This window comes from Paenibacillus sp. FSL R7-0333, assembly GCF_038000365.1.
GTDB lineage: Bacteria > Bacillota > Bacilli > Paenibacillales > Paenibacillaceae > Paenibacillus_AQ > Paenibacillus_AQ silagei.
Window position 1 is genome coordinate 1177665 of sequence record NZ_JBBOBZ010000001.1, and the last position, 14616, is coordinate 1192280.

The 14616-nt window shown below is 56.6% G+C and carries 12 protein-coding genes; 7 read left to right on the forward strand and 5 right to left on the reverse strand.

Going from position 1 to position 14616, the window contains the following annotated elements; all coding sequences use genetic code 11:
- Positions 1–138: 138 nt before the first annotated feature.
- The gene (locus tag MKY86_RS04985; RefSeq protein WP_076082488.1) at positions 139–1077 is read right to left on the reverse strand and encodes an AraC family transcriptional regulator; all 939 of its coding nucleotides are present in this window, start codon (positions 1075–1077) and stop codon (positions 139–141) included.
- A 479-nt stretch (positions 1078–1556) separates the two neighbouring features.
- Here MKY86_RS04985 and MKY86_RS04990 point away from each other — a divergent pair, with 479 nt between their 5' ends.
- The gene (locus MKY86_RS04990) at positions 1557–3320 is read left to right on the forward strand and encodes an ABC transporter ATP-binding protein (protein WP_076082490.1); all 1764 of its coding nucleotides are present in this window, start codon (positions 1557–1559) and stop codon (positions 3318–3320) included.
- A 4-nt stretch (positions 3321–3324) separates the two neighbouring features.
- On the opposite strand, the gene MKY86_RS04995 is transcribed toward MKY86_RS04990, so the two are convergent.
- The 3 genes from MKY86_RS04995 to MKY86_RS05005 all read right to left on the reverse strand — a co-directional run bounded on the left by MKY86_RS04995 (position 3325) and on the right by MKY86_RS05005 (position 5742).
- A complete protein-coding gene (locus tag MKY86_RS04995) occupies positions 3325–3678 on the reverse strand; it encodes a hypothetical protein (protein ID WP_076082493.1) in 354 nt (117 codons plus the stop codon).
- A 198-nt stretch (positions 3679–3876) separates the two neighbouring features.
- Entirely contained in the window at positions 3877–4689 is an 813-nt protein-coding gene (locus MKY86_RS05000) for a Cof-type HAD-IIB family hydrolase (protein ID WP_076082496.1), read from the reverse strand.
- Positions 4690–4830: 141 nt separating this feature from the next.
- Positions 4831–5742 carry a DMT family transporter gene (locus MKY86_RS05005; RefSeq protein WP_076082499.1) on the reverse strand — a complete coding sequence of 304 codons (912 nt, stop codon included), beginning with the start codon at positions 5740–5742 and terminating at the stop codon, positions 4831–4833.
- Between the two features lie 231 nt (positions 5743–5973).
- Between MKY86_RS05005 and MKY86_RS05010 the strand changes: the two genes are divergently transcribed.
- A complete protein-coding gene (locus MKY86_RS05010) occupies positions 5974–6684 on the forward strand; it encodes a metal-dependent hydrolase (RefSeq protein ID WP_076082502.1) in 711 nt (236 codons plus the stop codon).
- Between the two features lie 107 nt (positions 6685–6791).
- Here MKY86_RS05010 and MKY86_RS05015 read toward each other — a convergent pair whose 3' ends face one another.
- Positions 6792–7796 (reverse strand): lipoate--protein ligase, encoded by a 1005-nt coding sequence (locus MKY86_RS05015; protein ID WP_076082505.1) that lies wholly within the window; start codon positions 7794–7796, stop codon positions 6792–6794.
- A gap of 888 nt (positions 7797–8684) precedes the next feature.
- On the opposite strand from MKY86_RS05015, the gene cobD reads away from it, so the two are divergent.
- From cobD to MKY86_RS05040, 5 genes are all read left to right on the forward strand, one after another.
- Positions 8685–9776 (forward strand): threonine-phosphate decarboxylase CobD, encoded by a 1092-nt coding sequence (cobD, locus tag MKY86_RS05020; RefSeq protein ID WP_076081879.1) that lies wholly within the window; start codon positions 8685–8687, stop codon positions 9774–9776.
- A gap of 74 nt (positions 9777–9850) precedes the next feature.
- Positions 9851–10762 (forward strand): adenosylcobinamide amidohydrolase, encoded by a 912-nt coding sequence (locus MKY86_RS05025; protein WP_083685496.1) that lies wholly within the window; start codon positions 9851–9853, stop codon positions 10760–10762.
- Positions 10763–10802: 40 nt separating this feature from the next.
- Positions 10803–11768, forward strand: a complete 966-nt coding sequence (gene cbiB / locus MKY86_RS05030) for an adenosylcobinamide-phosphate synthase CbiB (RefSeq protein ID WP_076081878.1) — start codon at positions 10803–10805, stop codon at positions 11766–11768.
- 95 nt (positions 11769–11863) lie between these two features.
- Positions 11864–12604, forward strand: a complete 741-nt coding sequence (locus MKY86_RS05035) for a histidine phosphatase family protein (protein ID WP_076081877.1) — start codon at positions 11864–11866, stop codon at positions 12602–12604.
- 548 nt (positions 12605–13152) lie between these two features.
- On the forward strand, positions 13153–14616 hold the full coding sequence (locus MKY86_RS05040) for an aminotransferase-like domain-containing protein (protein ID WP_076081876.1): 1464 nt from the start codon (positions 13153–13155) through the stop codon (positions 14614–14616).

Here is a 14616-nt window from a genome sequence, read left to right on the forward strand (position 1 = left end):
CTTCGCCGCTTGGCTTATCCGGATAAGATCAGTATAGACGGCCCGATACCCTTTCATTTGACTGTTCTGCTTGATTTCTTGCCCGATTCAACGGAAAAGCCCTCCGTTGACAAGATCGGAGGGCTTGCTGGGTAGCATTCAGGAGATGAGGCCCGATTTCCACTTGGCGATATCCCGGCTCGGCGGATTGCCGAAGAAGCGGCTGTAATCCCGGCTGAACTGGGAATCGCTGATATATCCGACCAGTTGGCACGCCGTGGTAATATCCCGCCCGCCGGACAGCATCAGCCGCTGCGCTTCCTGCAGCCTTAGCGCTTTCTGGTACTGGAGCGGGCTCATGGAGGTCACCGACTTGAAATATTCGCGGAAGGAGGACTCGCTGAGATGGACCATGTCTGCCAGCTCGGCGATTCTCAGCGATTCGGCGAAGTGGCTCCGCAGCCAGTCGATCGCTTTGGCGACGCGCTGGACATCCGAGCCGGCCAGTACGGTCTCGGCGACATAGACGCCGATGGGACTGCGCAGCAGCCGGATGAAAATCTCATCCGCCGCAAGCGAGGCCAGCAGGCCGTTGTCGCCGAATTCGTCCAGGCACGTTACCAGCCGCGTCACCGCGCCTATCAAGGCCGGTTCACCTTCCAGCACATAGCTTGCGCTGCGCTTGCCGATCTTCGGCAGGCCGTTCGGGAAGACCTGAGGGATAAGCGCAGCGATTCTGCGCGGATCGAGATAGACGCCCACGCCGAGGAACGGTTCCGAAGCGCTTGCCTGAATCGTCTGCATGCGGATGGGCACCGCTACGGGAGCAACCAGAATGCGCGATCCGCTGTATTCGGAAGTGGCTTCGCCGATCTTGATCATTTTGGTGCCCTGGGCGGCAATGCCCACCGTCGGCCACTGCATCGTGTGCAGGTAATCGGACGGTTCCGTTTGCGAGTAACGGTTGAAATACAAGCCTTGGATCGGTGTTTCGGCTGTACCGTCACGTGTAACATGAGCCTCAATCAGACGGGCCAATCTAAGCGTTTCCAGCCTTGTTTGCTCTTCTGCTGATTCTTCCATATGTGTTTTGGCCATGACAATTCCTTCATCCTCTCTTAACCAACCATGCTTTGTGCAAGTATACAATACGCTCCCCCATATTTCCCCCAAGTAATCACCAAGCATCGGCGATGATTTTCGCATAATCCCGCATAACTCCGCAGTGTCTTTTGAAGCTACAGCGTTCATTTTCTTCAGGACTCTTACAATGTATTTCAGCCCTAAGACCGATACGGGAATCCGCCCCCCGCCGCTGGGGCCCTTTCCAGGGGGCTAGTACACTAGTGGCATCGGAGCCGCAGAGAGTGAGCCCACGACGGGGCTGACTTCCAGTTTTATGAATATGATGCGTATATTTCTTTATTTTCAAAAAGAGAAGGAGGTACTATACTAAAACGATGTGCCAGTGGGGATGGCATTCTCCACAAAAGTACCCGCGGGCCGTACGGGGAACTCCATGACAGGAAGGTAATGCCAAGGTGCGGGGTGCGGAATTCTAAAGAGGAGCTGATGTTGTGAGAAAGAAAGGTGCTTTTGCCAGATTAAGTACATACATGCTTAGACATAAGCTGATTTATGCCGTGTTGCTGTTGGTGACGTTATTCAGTATTGTGCTTGATCTTACGATGGCCTGGTTCCTGGCCCGGATTACGGATGCTGCTGTCCGGCTGGATGTGGAGGCGTTCAAGGGACTTACCTGGTTCGGGATTCTATTCTTGCTGGTTACGGGATTGAATACCTTCGTCAGTGCGTATCTCAAGACCAATGTATCGGCCAAAATCAGAAATGAGCTGCGTCAGGACATGATGGGGCATACGCTGGCCTTGCCGCAGTCTTATTTCGACCGCAATCATTCCGGTGATTTGTTGTCCCGGTTCACGAATGACAATCAATCGGTCGGTGAAGCCTGCGGGCAGGTGATGCTGGATCTGCTGCGCAACCCGCTGCTGGCGGTAGCCTCCTTCGGCTATCTGCTCTATATTAACTGGCTGCTGGCGCTGATCTGCCTATCCATCGGTCCGCTGCTGTTCCTGACCGGTAAAATCTTCGGCAATGCGATGCGCATCAACAGTGTGCGGGTGCAGGAAAGTATGAGCCGGACTACGGCTTTTCTGAACGATATTCTGGGCAGCAGTATGGTGTTCAAGGCATTCTCCATGGAGCGCAGGCTGCAGAAGCAATATGTTGGCTACAGTGAGGATATTGCCTCAGGAGAGAAAAAGAAAGCGAGAATCGAAGGAGCCACCGGAGCGATCTCCTCCTTGCTGGGGAATCTGACCTTCCTGCTGGCTCTGGTGATTGCCGGGTGGTTCGTGGCGAATGGAAGACTTGAGGTCGGGGCGATGATTGCCTTCATTCAGCTGATGAATTATCTGGTTGGGCCGTTCTCGTCCCTGCCGGGCCTGGTCGCTTCCATGCAGCAGTCGCTGGGTGCGGCGGAGCGGATCTTCGAGGTGATGGATGCGCCTGCTGAGGTTGAGGTGCTGCCTGAGGTCCAGGCGGAGCTGCCGGGGTTCGGGGAGCTTCAGCTCGCAGAGGTGTCATTTAGCTATCCGGGCAGTGAGAAGCAGAGCCTTAACAAGGTCAGTCTGGAGCTGGCACGCGGCCAGCAAATGGCCGTAGTAGGTCCGAGCGGCGGCGGGAAATCCACCCTGTTCAAGCTGCTGCTGGGCTTCTACCAGACGGATGCAGGTGAGGTTGCGATCAACGGCCGTCCGATCAGCGGAATACCACTGGCAGAGCTGCGCAGCTACTTCGCCTATGTGCCTCAGGAGTCGGGCCTATATTCCGGGAGCATCCGGGATAATATCGAGAGCGGCAAGCCTGGTGCGTCAGACGAAGAGATTATCGAGGCGTTGCGGCAGGCGAATGCGTACGAGTTCGTGACGGAGCTGCCGGAAGGCATACACACGGATATTGGCGAGCATGGCTCCCGGTTGTCCGGCGGTCAGAGGCAGCGGCTGTCCATTGCCAGAGCGATGCTCAAAAATGCGCCGATTCTGCTGCTGGATGAGGCTACGGCGGCACTTGATAATGAGTCAGAACGAATGGTCCAGCAGGCCATCCGCAAGCTGATGAAGGATAAGACAACGCTTGTAATCGCCCACCGGCTCTCAACGATCCAGAATGCCGATGTCATCCTGGTGATGGAGAACGGGGAGATTGTGGAGCGGGGCGGACATGAGGAGCTGCTTGCGGCGGAGGGACGGTACTCTGAGCTGTATCATTCCCAGCTGGAGCAGGAGGCGGCGGAGGAACTCTTAGCCCCTATAGCCTAGCTTCTTAGAGAGTCATGGCCTGGATGACCTGTCCGAGCGCCTTCAATCTTCTGTCCAAAAGCGTCCGCTGAGGGCTCCCGGCCTTAGACTTAGCATAACTGGATTCTATGGATGGGATTAACCCGAGAAGAACATGGCGGGCTTCTGCCAGCTCGGCAGGGGGATAAGAGAGCGGCTTCTGATTCCAGACATGGTCAAGAACAGCTAACCCGATGTGCATAGCATTTAGACGTTTCTGAACCAGAGTAGTGTTGGTGCCGCTGTGCGTCATCTGGGTTAAAGCGCTCTCAAGCTTACGGATTGTCGATTGTATAGAGGCTATGGATTGCAGTTGTTCCTCATTCGATATCTCTTCCATGAAGGCACTTCCTTTCTACTTAGTATAAAAGGGTGGCGCACCGCAGTTCGTACCATGAACCTGCGGGGTGCCACCCTTTTTTGGAAAGATAATTTAGATGTTCTGGGGTCCCCGCAAAGTACCTGGATATACATCGAAGCTAAAGCCCCACTTTGTGGGGTTATTTAGCATAAGCTGTTCTGCTGTTGTTGCAGCAGCTTATGCTTCTTGACCTGCGTTAAGAATGAACTTATCAATGGCGTATTTCACGCCGTCCTCATTGTTGCTGAGGGTAACGAAATCGGCAATTTCCTTCAAGGCTGGAATGGCGTTCGCCATCGCGACACCGAGGCCGGCAGCTTCAAGCATCTCATGATCATTCCAGGAATCGCCTACAGCGATGGTCTCGGACAGGTCGCAGCCGAAATGCTTAGCCAGGAATTCAAGCGCCAGGCCTTTGGTGCCTTCATGGTGCATAATCTCCAGGAAATGCGGCTTGGACTTCGTAATATGAACCGAATCGCCGAGCAGGCTGCGCAGGATCGGGGACAGCTCATCGAGGAAGTCCGGATCGTCGATAATGAGCATTTTTGGTGTTTTTTGCGGAACCAGCTTCGCTTCCCAATCCGGTTCGATATAGTACTGTGTCCCGTTCAGGGTGGAATAATCAATCAGCTTCTGGTTCTCTTCACGGGCATACAGCTTATCGTCGATATAAGTCTGCAGGTGCAGGTTATGCTCCACACAATACTGGAACAGCTTGCGCACCGCGTCCTGCGGCACATAACGCTCATAGAGCACTGCTTCATCGAGCAGATTCTTCACCAGTGCGCCCTGATAGGTAATGATCGGCACGTTCAGACCGGTCTGGCGGGCAATCGCCTGGGCAGAAGCATAAGCGCGTCCGGTAGCCAGAGTAACTACTACGCCAGCGGCTACAGCCTGCTCCAGCGCGGTTTGGGTGGCCGGGGTCACTTCCTTGTCGTCGTTAATCAGGGTATCGTCAATATCAATGGCAATCAATTTGTACATTTGGGTTCTCTCCTAAGTATGGTTTGTAGTCCGGCTATCCGCTATAACTTCTATAGGAAGGGGAACGGTAGCACGGCTCTCTGTCTGTAGCAATGGAACTTATTAACGTGAAGTCTGGCAAAAGGGTCCGCGGATTCCGGCTCAGCCCTGCGCCTGCGTTCCTGACGGCGCGGGGCTGAGCTCCGCCAGCAGCATAGCGGCCAGAATGCAGCCGCAGCCGAGCAGTGCGGATACGCCCAGCGTCTCTCCGCCGAAGAGCAGACCGGTGACGGCAGCGAACACTGGCTCCATGGCATAGATGATCGCCACCCGGGATGGGGTGGTGTACTTCTGGCAGGCCGTCTGAATCCAGAAGGCGAAGGCGCTAGTCGGGCCGATGGAGATCAGCATAGCAGAGAGCACCTCCGGCTGGCGGAGCAGCTCTCCGCTATGCAGCAGCGGGCCGCTTCCATCCACGAGCAGGGAGGCGGCGATGCTGAGCAGGCCTACGAAGCCAAGCTGAAGCGCCGCCAGCGGCAGGGCCGGATAACGCGGCGCGTATCTGCCGGTATACGCGATCTGCAGCGCAAAAGCCACGGCGCAGAGCAGAATCAGGCCATCGCCCTTATTCAGGGAGAAGGCAGAGCCGGTAAAGGTCAGCAGATACAAGCCCCCCGCTGCAAGCCCGGCGCTCAGCCAGGTATATCTGGAGATGGCCGTCTTCAGCAGTGCCAGAGACAGGAACGGGACCAGCACCACCGACAGCCCGGTGATAAATCCCGTGTTGGAGGTGGTGGTGTACAGCAGCCCGACGGTCTGGAAGCCGTAGCCGAGGAACAGGAATAGGCCCAGCAGCAGGGCGTGCATCACCATGCGTAAGCTCAGCTTACGCCATTCCTGGCGGTAGAAGACAGCGGTAATCAAGGCCAGCAGCACGGCGGCACCTGTAAACCGGATGCTGTTAAAAGCAAGCGGCGGCAGCACCCGCACGGCAGACTGCACGATCAGAAACGTGCATCCCCACATCATCGCCACCAGTAGCAGACTTAGATCGGCGATTCGGGAGCGATTCACAGGGTTCATCCTTTCAGGGCCAGTTGAGTTGTCCAAATTGTATCCTAAAACAGGGGGCAGGACAAGCCGAAACTGTGCGGCATCCTTGGCCCCGCGGGCGTGAAGAGCCTGGAAACTACATATAAGCTGGACAAAAAAGGAAAGCCTTGGTATACTTCGGTAACCGCACACCTGTTCTTATTTCAAGACATCCAGAAGCATTTATACTTTCATCTAAGGAGCGGATTCACCATGATGGGCAAATCCCATTTAGTTATCAGCACCGGGGTTACCCTGTCCGCCATGAGCCTGCTAGGGCATGCTATTACCCTTCCGGCTGTTGCTGTCGCCGTCGTCAGCTCGCTGCTGCCCGATATCGACGAGCCGAATTCCATGCTGGTACGCAAGGCCGTGCCGGAGTTTTTGCTGCGTATTCTGCAGGTAGCGCTGATCGGAGCGGGCATTTATCTTTATTTTGCCGGGATAGCGGAGCCGCCCTGGAATATCGCACTGGCGCTGCTGGTGGGCAGCGTATCCTTCCTGCCCAGCCGCAGGCTGCGGCATCTGGTGATGCTGCTGATTGCGCTGGCCTTGTTTGCTTTTGCCGATGCCTATGATCCGTGGAACTATATCGCCGCCTGTGTGCTGGTCGTAGCTTCCATAGTTCCTCACCGGGGAATCACGCATACGCTGTATGCCGTTGCCGGATGGGGGGCGCTGCTGTACTTCGTCTCCCTTGACATGAATGACGGCGGCAGTCTGTGGATTGCCGGGAGCCTGTCCTACGGGCTGCATCTTCTCGCCGACTCCCTGACCCAGCGCGGGATCACCCCGCTGCCTCCGATTCCATTTAAGCTGCGGCTGAAGCTGATGAGCACCGGCACGAAGAAGGGCAACGCGGTGGAGAAAGTATGCGTGATGCTTACGCTGGCGCTGGTGTTGTATGTGTTCGTGCTTGTATAGCAGCGAACCCAGCAAGCATACGAAGGCAAAGAACCCCACTAGCTCTGCGCAGGATGCGGCAGGTTAGCGGGGTTCTTTTTAAAATATAAAATTTGACTTGCTATGAGCTATTCCTCAAGAAACACAAGTCCGATGAAGTCCTCCGGCTCAATACGGCCGAAGTAATGCTTCAGATCGAGATCAGCCAGCGCCTGGCGGACCTCTGCTTCCTCATAACGCTTGCCGCGCAGCGCGTTCTCCACATCTGCCACATCGCCGACGCCGAAGAAGTCGCCGTAGATTTTGATCTCCCGGATGACCGAATCTTCAATATCCATACGGATATCCACGAGCCCTGCCGGGAATTTGCGGGTGTGCTTCACGTTGCTCTTAGGCGAAAGACCGTAGTTCCAGTCCCAATTCTGGTAATGCTCCTTGGAGATTTCATTGATCCGCACCCAGTCGTCCATGGTCAGCTTGTACTGCGGAACGTCAGCGGCCTCCATCCCGAAGATGGAACGCAGCAGCCCTTCGCGGAATTGTTCAATCGTCATGTCAGGATTGCCAAGCAACTCCTTGATATTGGCGACCCGGCTGCGGACCGACTTGGTGCTCTTCGACTTGAACTTCTCGGGATTCACGTTCAGGGAAGCTTGCACATCATCCAGATTCAGATCGAACATCAGGGTGCCGTGGCTGAACATGCGTCCACGCGAGGAGAACTGGGCATTGCCGGAGATTTTCTGCTCCCCGACCTGAAGGTCATTGCGTCCGCTCAGCTCGGCATTCACGCCCATGGATTGCAGATAGTCAATCACCGGCTGGGTGAATTTCAGGAAATTATGGAAGGACTGGCCGTCATCCTTGGTAATGAAGCTGAAGTTGAGGTTGCCGAGATCATGATACACAGCGCCGCCGCCGGACAACCGCCGTACGACCTGAATGTTGTTGTCCTTCACATATTCCTGGTTGATCTCCTCGATCGTATTCTGATGCTTGCCGATGATGATCGACGGGCTGTTAATATAGAAGAGCAGGTAGCTCTCGTCCATCGGCAGGTTTTTGAGCGCAAACTCCTCAATGGCCAGATTGATCGATGCGTCTGTAATTCCGGTATTATCGATAAAAAGCATTCGTGATTCCTCCGCGTGACCATAGTAAACTGCTGTACTTATTCTAAACTAAAAGAGAGATTTCTTCAAAAGGGAAGGGGGAATTGCGGGTGGAGGGGCGGGGGCATAGGTGAAGGGGGGATAGGGAGGGAGTCGAGTAGATTGGTGACGGATGAGAGTTGCTCGGGGGATATAGAACCAATCTACTTCCTCAGTTCCTCACTAACTAACTGACTAACCCGCAAATTCGATAACCCGTGACCCGCAAACTCGATAACCCGTGACCCGCAAACCAGCTCGACCTTCCTCTCGCAGAATAATCACTCCATTCCTCAGCGAATAGAGCAGACAGATAGAGTAATGAGGTGTGTGCAGCAGGTAGCAGTTAATGACACCTAGGTGCAGTTAGATGTATTTCTTACAATTAAACCTCGGAGAATTCCCCGCCGGGGCAACTTAAGTGCATTTTGTACAACTAGAAGTGTGGGGGAGGGCTGATTTTCGCAAAAAGGCGGTTTTTAGTTGCAATAATGCAATTAAAACGTCTGAATGGTTCATTTCGGTCACTTTAGTTGTACAAAGTGCAGTTAGGGGGTACGCGCGGGGCCGTTGCAGCAGAGCTTGAGGGATAATCTTGAAGATTAGCGGCCTCCGGCAGGGAAGTGGGTGATATAGCATTGACGGATTTCCGGCAATCGGCCAATAATTGGGAGAACGGCGTTGGAGCTATGGATTAGTAGCGGGCCTTATATAGAAGTGAATGAACTGATGGAGCTTGAATGGACTATGAATAGTGTGGACAGGGAGGATGTATGGTGGGGAAATATGGACATGGAGGCTATATAGGACTGGAAAGATGGACGCGGCGGATATATACAATGGGGAAATATGGACATGGAGGCTATACATATGCTTGAAAAATACGGCCACGGCGGTGATCTGCTGACCGCAGCCGAGTTATACGGGGACAACGGCAGCGGCTTCCTGGATTTCAGCGCCAATATTAACCCGCTGGGTCCGCCGCCGGGTGTGCTGGAACTGCTGCGGGATGCGGTCTCCGCGATCACCGCATACCCCGATCCGGGCCATCGCAGGCTGAAGTCACTGCTGGCGGAGGACCTGGGTCTTGGCACGAATTGGATTACCGTGGCGAACGGGGCGGCAGAGTCGATGGCGCTGCTGCTGCTGGCGGTGGCTCCGCGCCGGGTGGGCATCGTGGAGCCGTGTTTCTCCGAATACCGCCAGCTCGCGGAGCAGTTCGGCGCGGAGGTCCTGTCCGTTCAGGGGACCAGCCGGACGGATTACCGGGCTGCCGTGGACAGCGTCTCCGCCCTGCTGGAGCAGGTCGATCTGCTGTTCCTCGGCCAGCCGAATAATCCGAACGGCGTCCAGTATCCGCTGGACGAGCTGCGGCAGCTCGCGCAGCAGGCAGAGGCCTGCGGGACGGTGCTGGCGGTGGATGAAGCGTTCATCGACTTCATCCCGGAGGCGGACCGGCAATCCCTGCTGCCAGAGCTGGGGGCTTATCGTCATACGGTGCTGGTGCGCTCGATGACGAAGTTCTTTGCCATTCCGGGGCTGCGGCTGGGCTTCACTGCCGCGCATCCGGCGCTTGCCGCAGCCATGACCGGCAAGCAGGTGACCTGGAGCGTGAACGGCCTGGCGCTGCTGGCCGGGGAAGCTTGTCTGCGCTGCGGCGACGGCTACGGGCAGGAGACGCGCGCGCTGATCGCAGCCGAGCGGCAGCGGCTGCGGGAGGGCTTGCTTGAGCTCGGCTGCGGCGTGCCGCCGGGCGAAGCGAACTTCCTGCTGCTGCGGCTGCCCGCTCCGTGGAGCGCGCAGGAGATGCAGCAGCGCCTGGGTGCGCGCGGCATCCTCGTCCGCAGCTGCGCGATGTACCCCGGCCTTGAAGCCGGGCATATCCGCGTCGCGGTCAAGGGCCGCGTAGACAACGACCGTCTGCTGCGGCAGATGGGGGAGCTGCTGCGGGCGGGAATGTGAGCAAGAACGGCGGCAGTGCAGGCTGCGAGCGCGCGAAGAGGGCTAATCGGAGCGAACGGAGAGGAGCGAAGGATATGAATGAAGCAAAGGAAGTGCAGGAAGCGAAGGTAGCGAAGGTAAAGCTGCCCTTTAAGGCCGAAGACGGGGAGAAGACGTACCGCAGTAAGGTGTGGCCCGGGCTGACGCTGGAATGGCGGGAGGGCCATCTGCTGGTGGAGTTTCCGGCTGAAGCGGATAGTATATCAAGTGCAGTATATGGTGGAGGCGCGGGGCGTCTGAAACGTGCGGTGAACCAATACGTCAGCCGGGACTACGAATGCAGCAATCCGGTGCAGGATCTGGAAAACAAGCTTCAGGAATGGGGCTACCCGCTGGAAGGCTGTGCGGGTCTGATGACAGCGGTTCCCCTGGAGCACGCCGCTGTTGCCGAGGAGGATACGGGATCAGCGGGCATATTCTGCTGCGTAACAGCGGCGGCGGGCAACGCGGCCCGGGCCGGGTCGAAGCGTAGTGTGCTTGCGGCCTACCGTCCGGGCACGATCAATATCATGCTCGGCATCGACGGCTGGCTGTCCCAGTCGGCCATGGTCAACGCTGTCATGACGGCCACGGAAGCGAAGGCTGCGGCGCTGGCAGACCTCGGAATCACGGATTCCGAGAATGGGCTTGGCGCAACGGGAACCACTACGGATGCCATTGTGATTGCGGTGAGTGGAAGCCGCCGCTATGCTGCGGAGCATGTGTATGCCGGAACGGCGACTGACCTCGGAGGAGCCATTGGCAGACTGGTGTACAGCGCGGTGACGGAGAGCCTGCGCTCAGTGAAGGCAGCGCAATCCCAGAGCAGAGCAGAGGCGGAAGCATTGCAGGCTGTACACGGAGTAGAAGAGAAAGGACCGCAGGATGCACACGGAGTCGACGCGGAAGCGTCACAGGCACCACGTTCTGCGCTGCCCCGTGTCTCTCAGAGCGGCGGCCGGGAATGACGAATACGGACTGCTATACAGAGCGGAGGGGTGAGCCAAGGTGAAGCTTGCTATCATCCTGCTCTCTGCTTATATTGTGGACCGGGTGGTTGGTGATCCGCGCAGCCTGCCCCATCCGGTTATTTACATAGGGAAGGTCATTAGTGCTCTGGAGCGGGGGATTCGCCGCTTCGCCGCAGCTCCAAGTGCTCTGAAGCGTGCCGGTATTCTTCTTCCGCTGCTGGTGGCGGGCGGCGCTTGGGCGCTGACCGCGCTGCTTGTTATGCTGTTCGCCCGCTTGTCTCCCTGGCTTGCCGGGCTTGCCGAAGTCTGGCTGATCTCGACCACCATCGCCTCCAAGGGATTGAAGGATGCAGGCATGGCAGTATACGCCGAGCTGCGTTCAGGAGATATTCCCGCCGCGCGCCGGGCGCTGGGGATGATCGTGGGCCGGGATACGGCTCATCTGGACAGCCCGGAGATTGTGCGCGGTACGGTGGAGACGGTTGCGGAGAATATCGTCGATGCGATCATTTCTCCGCTGTTCTTCGCCCTGCTGGGCGGGGCGCCGCTGGCCATGGCTTACCGTGCGGTGAACACGCTGGATTCCATGGTCGGCTACAAGAACGATAAATACCGCGACCTCGGCTGGGCATCGGCCCGCTTGGACGATGTCGCCAACTACATACCGGCGCGGTTGACCGCACTGCTCTTAACCTTATGTGCTGCGCTCCTGCGGCTGGACTGGCGGAGATGCTGGCGCACCGTGCGCCGGGATGCCCGCCTTCATCCCAGTCCAAACAGCGGCTACCCGGAATCGGCAGTTGCCGGGACCCTCGGCATCCGGCTGGGCGGCGAGAATGTATACCATGGAATCGTCTCCTTCCGCGCTTACATGGGTGATCCGCTGCGGACGATGGAGCCGGAGGATATTATTGTGACCTCGCGGATGATGATGTGGTCTTCCGCAATATTTGTCTGCATCTGTGCAGCCGTTGCCCTGCTATGGCACGGGATCGGGGGCTGAGCGGGGTGAAAGCTGACCATTGCCAAGCAGAATGGAGTGGAGGTTCTCCTCGGGGAAATTCCAGCGCGCCAAGAAACCTGTTACAGCCAGTGCAAATGGAACTGGTGCTGTTGCGTCACGGCTATACGCAGTGGAACAAGGAGCGGCGCTATTTAGGCAGGACAGATCTCCCACTGCTACCGGGGGAAGCGCAGCGGCTTGCTGATCTTCGGTTGCAGCCAGCACTTAGCGGGGAATTTCAGCAAGTCTATTGCAGCGACCTGCGCAGGTGCCGGGAGACTCTAACAATCCTGGCTCCGCACCTGGAGCAGAAGGCGGTCTATGATTCCCGGATGCGGGAGATGGATTTCGGTGCCTGGGAAGGCTGCACCTATGAGCAGCTACAGGATAATGGACATTACCGCAACTGGATCGATCATCCCGAATCGGTAACGCCGCCGGAAGGGGAGTCATGGGAGGACTTCACGGGCCGGGTGGAGGCTGTCTGGGGTCAACTCCAGCGGGAAGCAGGGCTAGGAATTGAAGCAAGAGCAGAGACAGACGCAACAGGGTCTGTTGCTGCGCTGCCAGGTGCGGATTCGGCAAGCCAAGAAGAGTGCGTCCAAGGAAGAGATATGCTAAAGACCACAGCACGGGAGCTAGAGTCATCGCAGGCACCCGTGGTTTATCGTGTGCTATTGGTAACGCATGGAGGCGTCATCCGGCAACTGCTGGCGCGGTTCGTCGAAGGGCTGACCTTCTATACCGCAGCGGCACCGGCTCCAGGTGAAGTTACTGTATTGAACCTTCTGAGCGATACCGGAACTTGGAGCCGGATAGCACGCGAAGTACAGTGAGCATCCAGAAGGATCTTGCGATTATTTATGAGGTGATTGCACTTTATACATCAGAATTCGTGAAAAAGAACTTCAAATCACATTCTATTGTATTTCCTGCAGTAGAATCTTGGAGATCGGCCCAATTCGAGTGGAAATCCTAAATTCTAGTGTACAAAGTGCAATAGTACATGAGAAAAGGATAACTTTACACTAATTCAACTGTATAAAATGCAATAGATCATCCAGGGGAACCTCGAAAGGGAGTTGAGAGGAATTCTGGTAGTCCGAACACGAAATGGGAGTCCATATCACGTTTGCCTATTATCTCCCAGCCCCGGCTGGTACTCTTCAGCGCCACATTACTCCCAGCCCTGGCAAGTACTCCTCAGAGCCACGTTACTCCCGGCCCTGGCAGGTACTCCTCAGAGCCACGTTACTCCCGTCCCGCTTGCATCCCCCGGCCTACCCGGTCTCCCACAGAACCACGCCCGGAAGAAAATCCCGGGGCGGTGGTTCTTTTTTTACGGCAAAGTCTGTGCCATGATAGCTATGGAGGCGATCACAGGATGTTTAAGGATTTCAAGCTCATTGCCGGGCGTCCGGTATCGATCCAGGTGAAGGATTACATGAAGCATCTCATCATCAAAAGCGCGCTCCAAGGCGGGCAGAAGCTGCCCTCGACACGTGAGCTGAGCACCTTGCTGAAGGTCAGCCGGAACTCGGTAATCTCCGCTTATGAAGGTCTGGAAGACGATGGCTTCGCCTATACCGTACAGGGCCAGGGGAGTTACGTCGCACAGGGCGCAGCAGCGGGGCAGGGTGAACCGGAAGCGGCAACCTGGAGCATGGACTGGACAGAGCGGCTCAGCAGCCAGGCGCTGCTCGCAGAGGAGCTGGATATTATGAAGCGGGGGATACGCGCGGAGAAGGGCACGATTTCTTTTACCAGCATCGCCCCGGATGAGCGTCTCTTCGATCTGGATCATGTGCGCAGAGCGTTCCTGGAGCGTATGTCCGTAGAGGGCAACGTTCTGCTGAATTATGGATATGCCAAAGGCTATAAGCCGTTAATAGACTATCTCAAACAATATATGGAGCATAAAGGCGTAGATCTGCGCGGCAAGGATCTGCTGATTACGAACGGGTTCACGGAGGGCTTCGACCTGGTGCTGTCGGCTCTCGGCAAGCGTCATGGCACAGTGGTCTGCGAGAATCCGACGCATCATACGGCGATCAAGAATCTGAGGCTGCACGGCTTCGGAATTCACGGAGTCACGATGGAGCGGGACGGCATCCACCTCGGGGAGCTGAAGCAGGCGCTGGAGGCGCGGCCATACGACTGTGCTTATCTGGTTCCCTCCTACCATAATCCCACCGGCATCGTCATGTCTCCCGAGAAAAGACAAAGGCTAATGAAGCTGATGCAGGACTACAACGTGCCGGTGATTGAGGACGGGTTCAATGAGGAACTGCGGTATTCCGGCGCCCATGTGGCTCCGTTAATTGCGGCGGCGGGCGGCGGGAACGGCGTGGTGTATCTCGGCAGCTTTTCCAAAGTCCTGTTCCCCGGGCTGCGGGTGGGCTGGGTGCTGGCGGATGAGAAGCTGATCTATTATCTGGAGAGTGTGAAGCGGGCGCGGACCATTCATACCTCGACGCTGGACCAGTCCATTCTGTATCAATATCTGCTGGGCGGCAATCTGGAGAAGTATCTCAAAAAAGCCCGGCTGGAGTATAAACGCAAATACGAGCTGACCCTGGCCTGCTGTAAGGAGCATATTCCATATGCCTCCTTGTCGGGTGATGGCGGGCTGCATCTGTTCGTAACGTTCGCGGAAGGCTTCAATACAAGGGAATTGCTGGCGGCTTGTCATGCGCGGGGGGTTATTTTTACGGCGGGAGACATCTTCTTCACAGACGGTGCAGGACAGAATACGTTGCGGCTGGGATTCTCCAGGGTGGCGGATGAGGATATCGTGAGGGGTATTGCAATCATCGGGAAGACAGCACGGCAAATCATGGGAGAATGA

Coding starts and splice junctions, on each gene's coding strand:
- MKY86_RS04985 (WP_076082488.1), bottom strand. CDS start 1,077: ATGGCCAAAACACATATGGAAGAATCAGCAGAAGAGCAAACAAGGCTG.
- MKY86_RS04995 (WP_076082493.1), bottom strand. CDS start 3,678: ATGGAAGAGATATCGAATGAGGAACAACTGCAATCCATAGCCTCTATA.
- MKY86_RS05000 (WP_076082496.1), bottom strand. CDS start 4,689: ATGTACAAATTGATTGCCATTGATATTGACGATACCCTGATTAACGAC.
- MKY86_RS05010 (WP_076082502.1), top strand. CDS start 5,974: ATGATGGGCAAATCCCATTTAGTTATCAGCACCGGGGTTACCCTGTCC.
- MKY86_RS05015 (WP_076082505.1), bottom strand. CDS start 7,796: ATGCTTTTTATCGATAATACCGGAATTACAGACGCATCGATCAATCTG.
- cobD (WP_076081879.1), top strand. CDS start 8,685: ATGCTTGAAAAATACGGCCACGGCGGTGATCTGCTGACCGCAGCCGAG.
- MKY86_RS05025 (WP_083685496.1), top strand. CDS start 9,851: ATGAATGAAGCAAAGGAAGTGCAGGAAGCGAAGGTAGCGAAGGTAAAG.
- MKY86_RS05035 (WP_076081877.1), top strand. CDS start 11,864: ATGGAACTGGTGCTGTTGCGTCACGGCTATACGCAGTGGAACAAGGAG.
- MKY86_RS05040 (WP_076081876.1), top strand. CDS start 13,153: ATGTTTAAGGATTTCAAGCTCATTGCCGGGCGTCCGGTATCGATCCAG.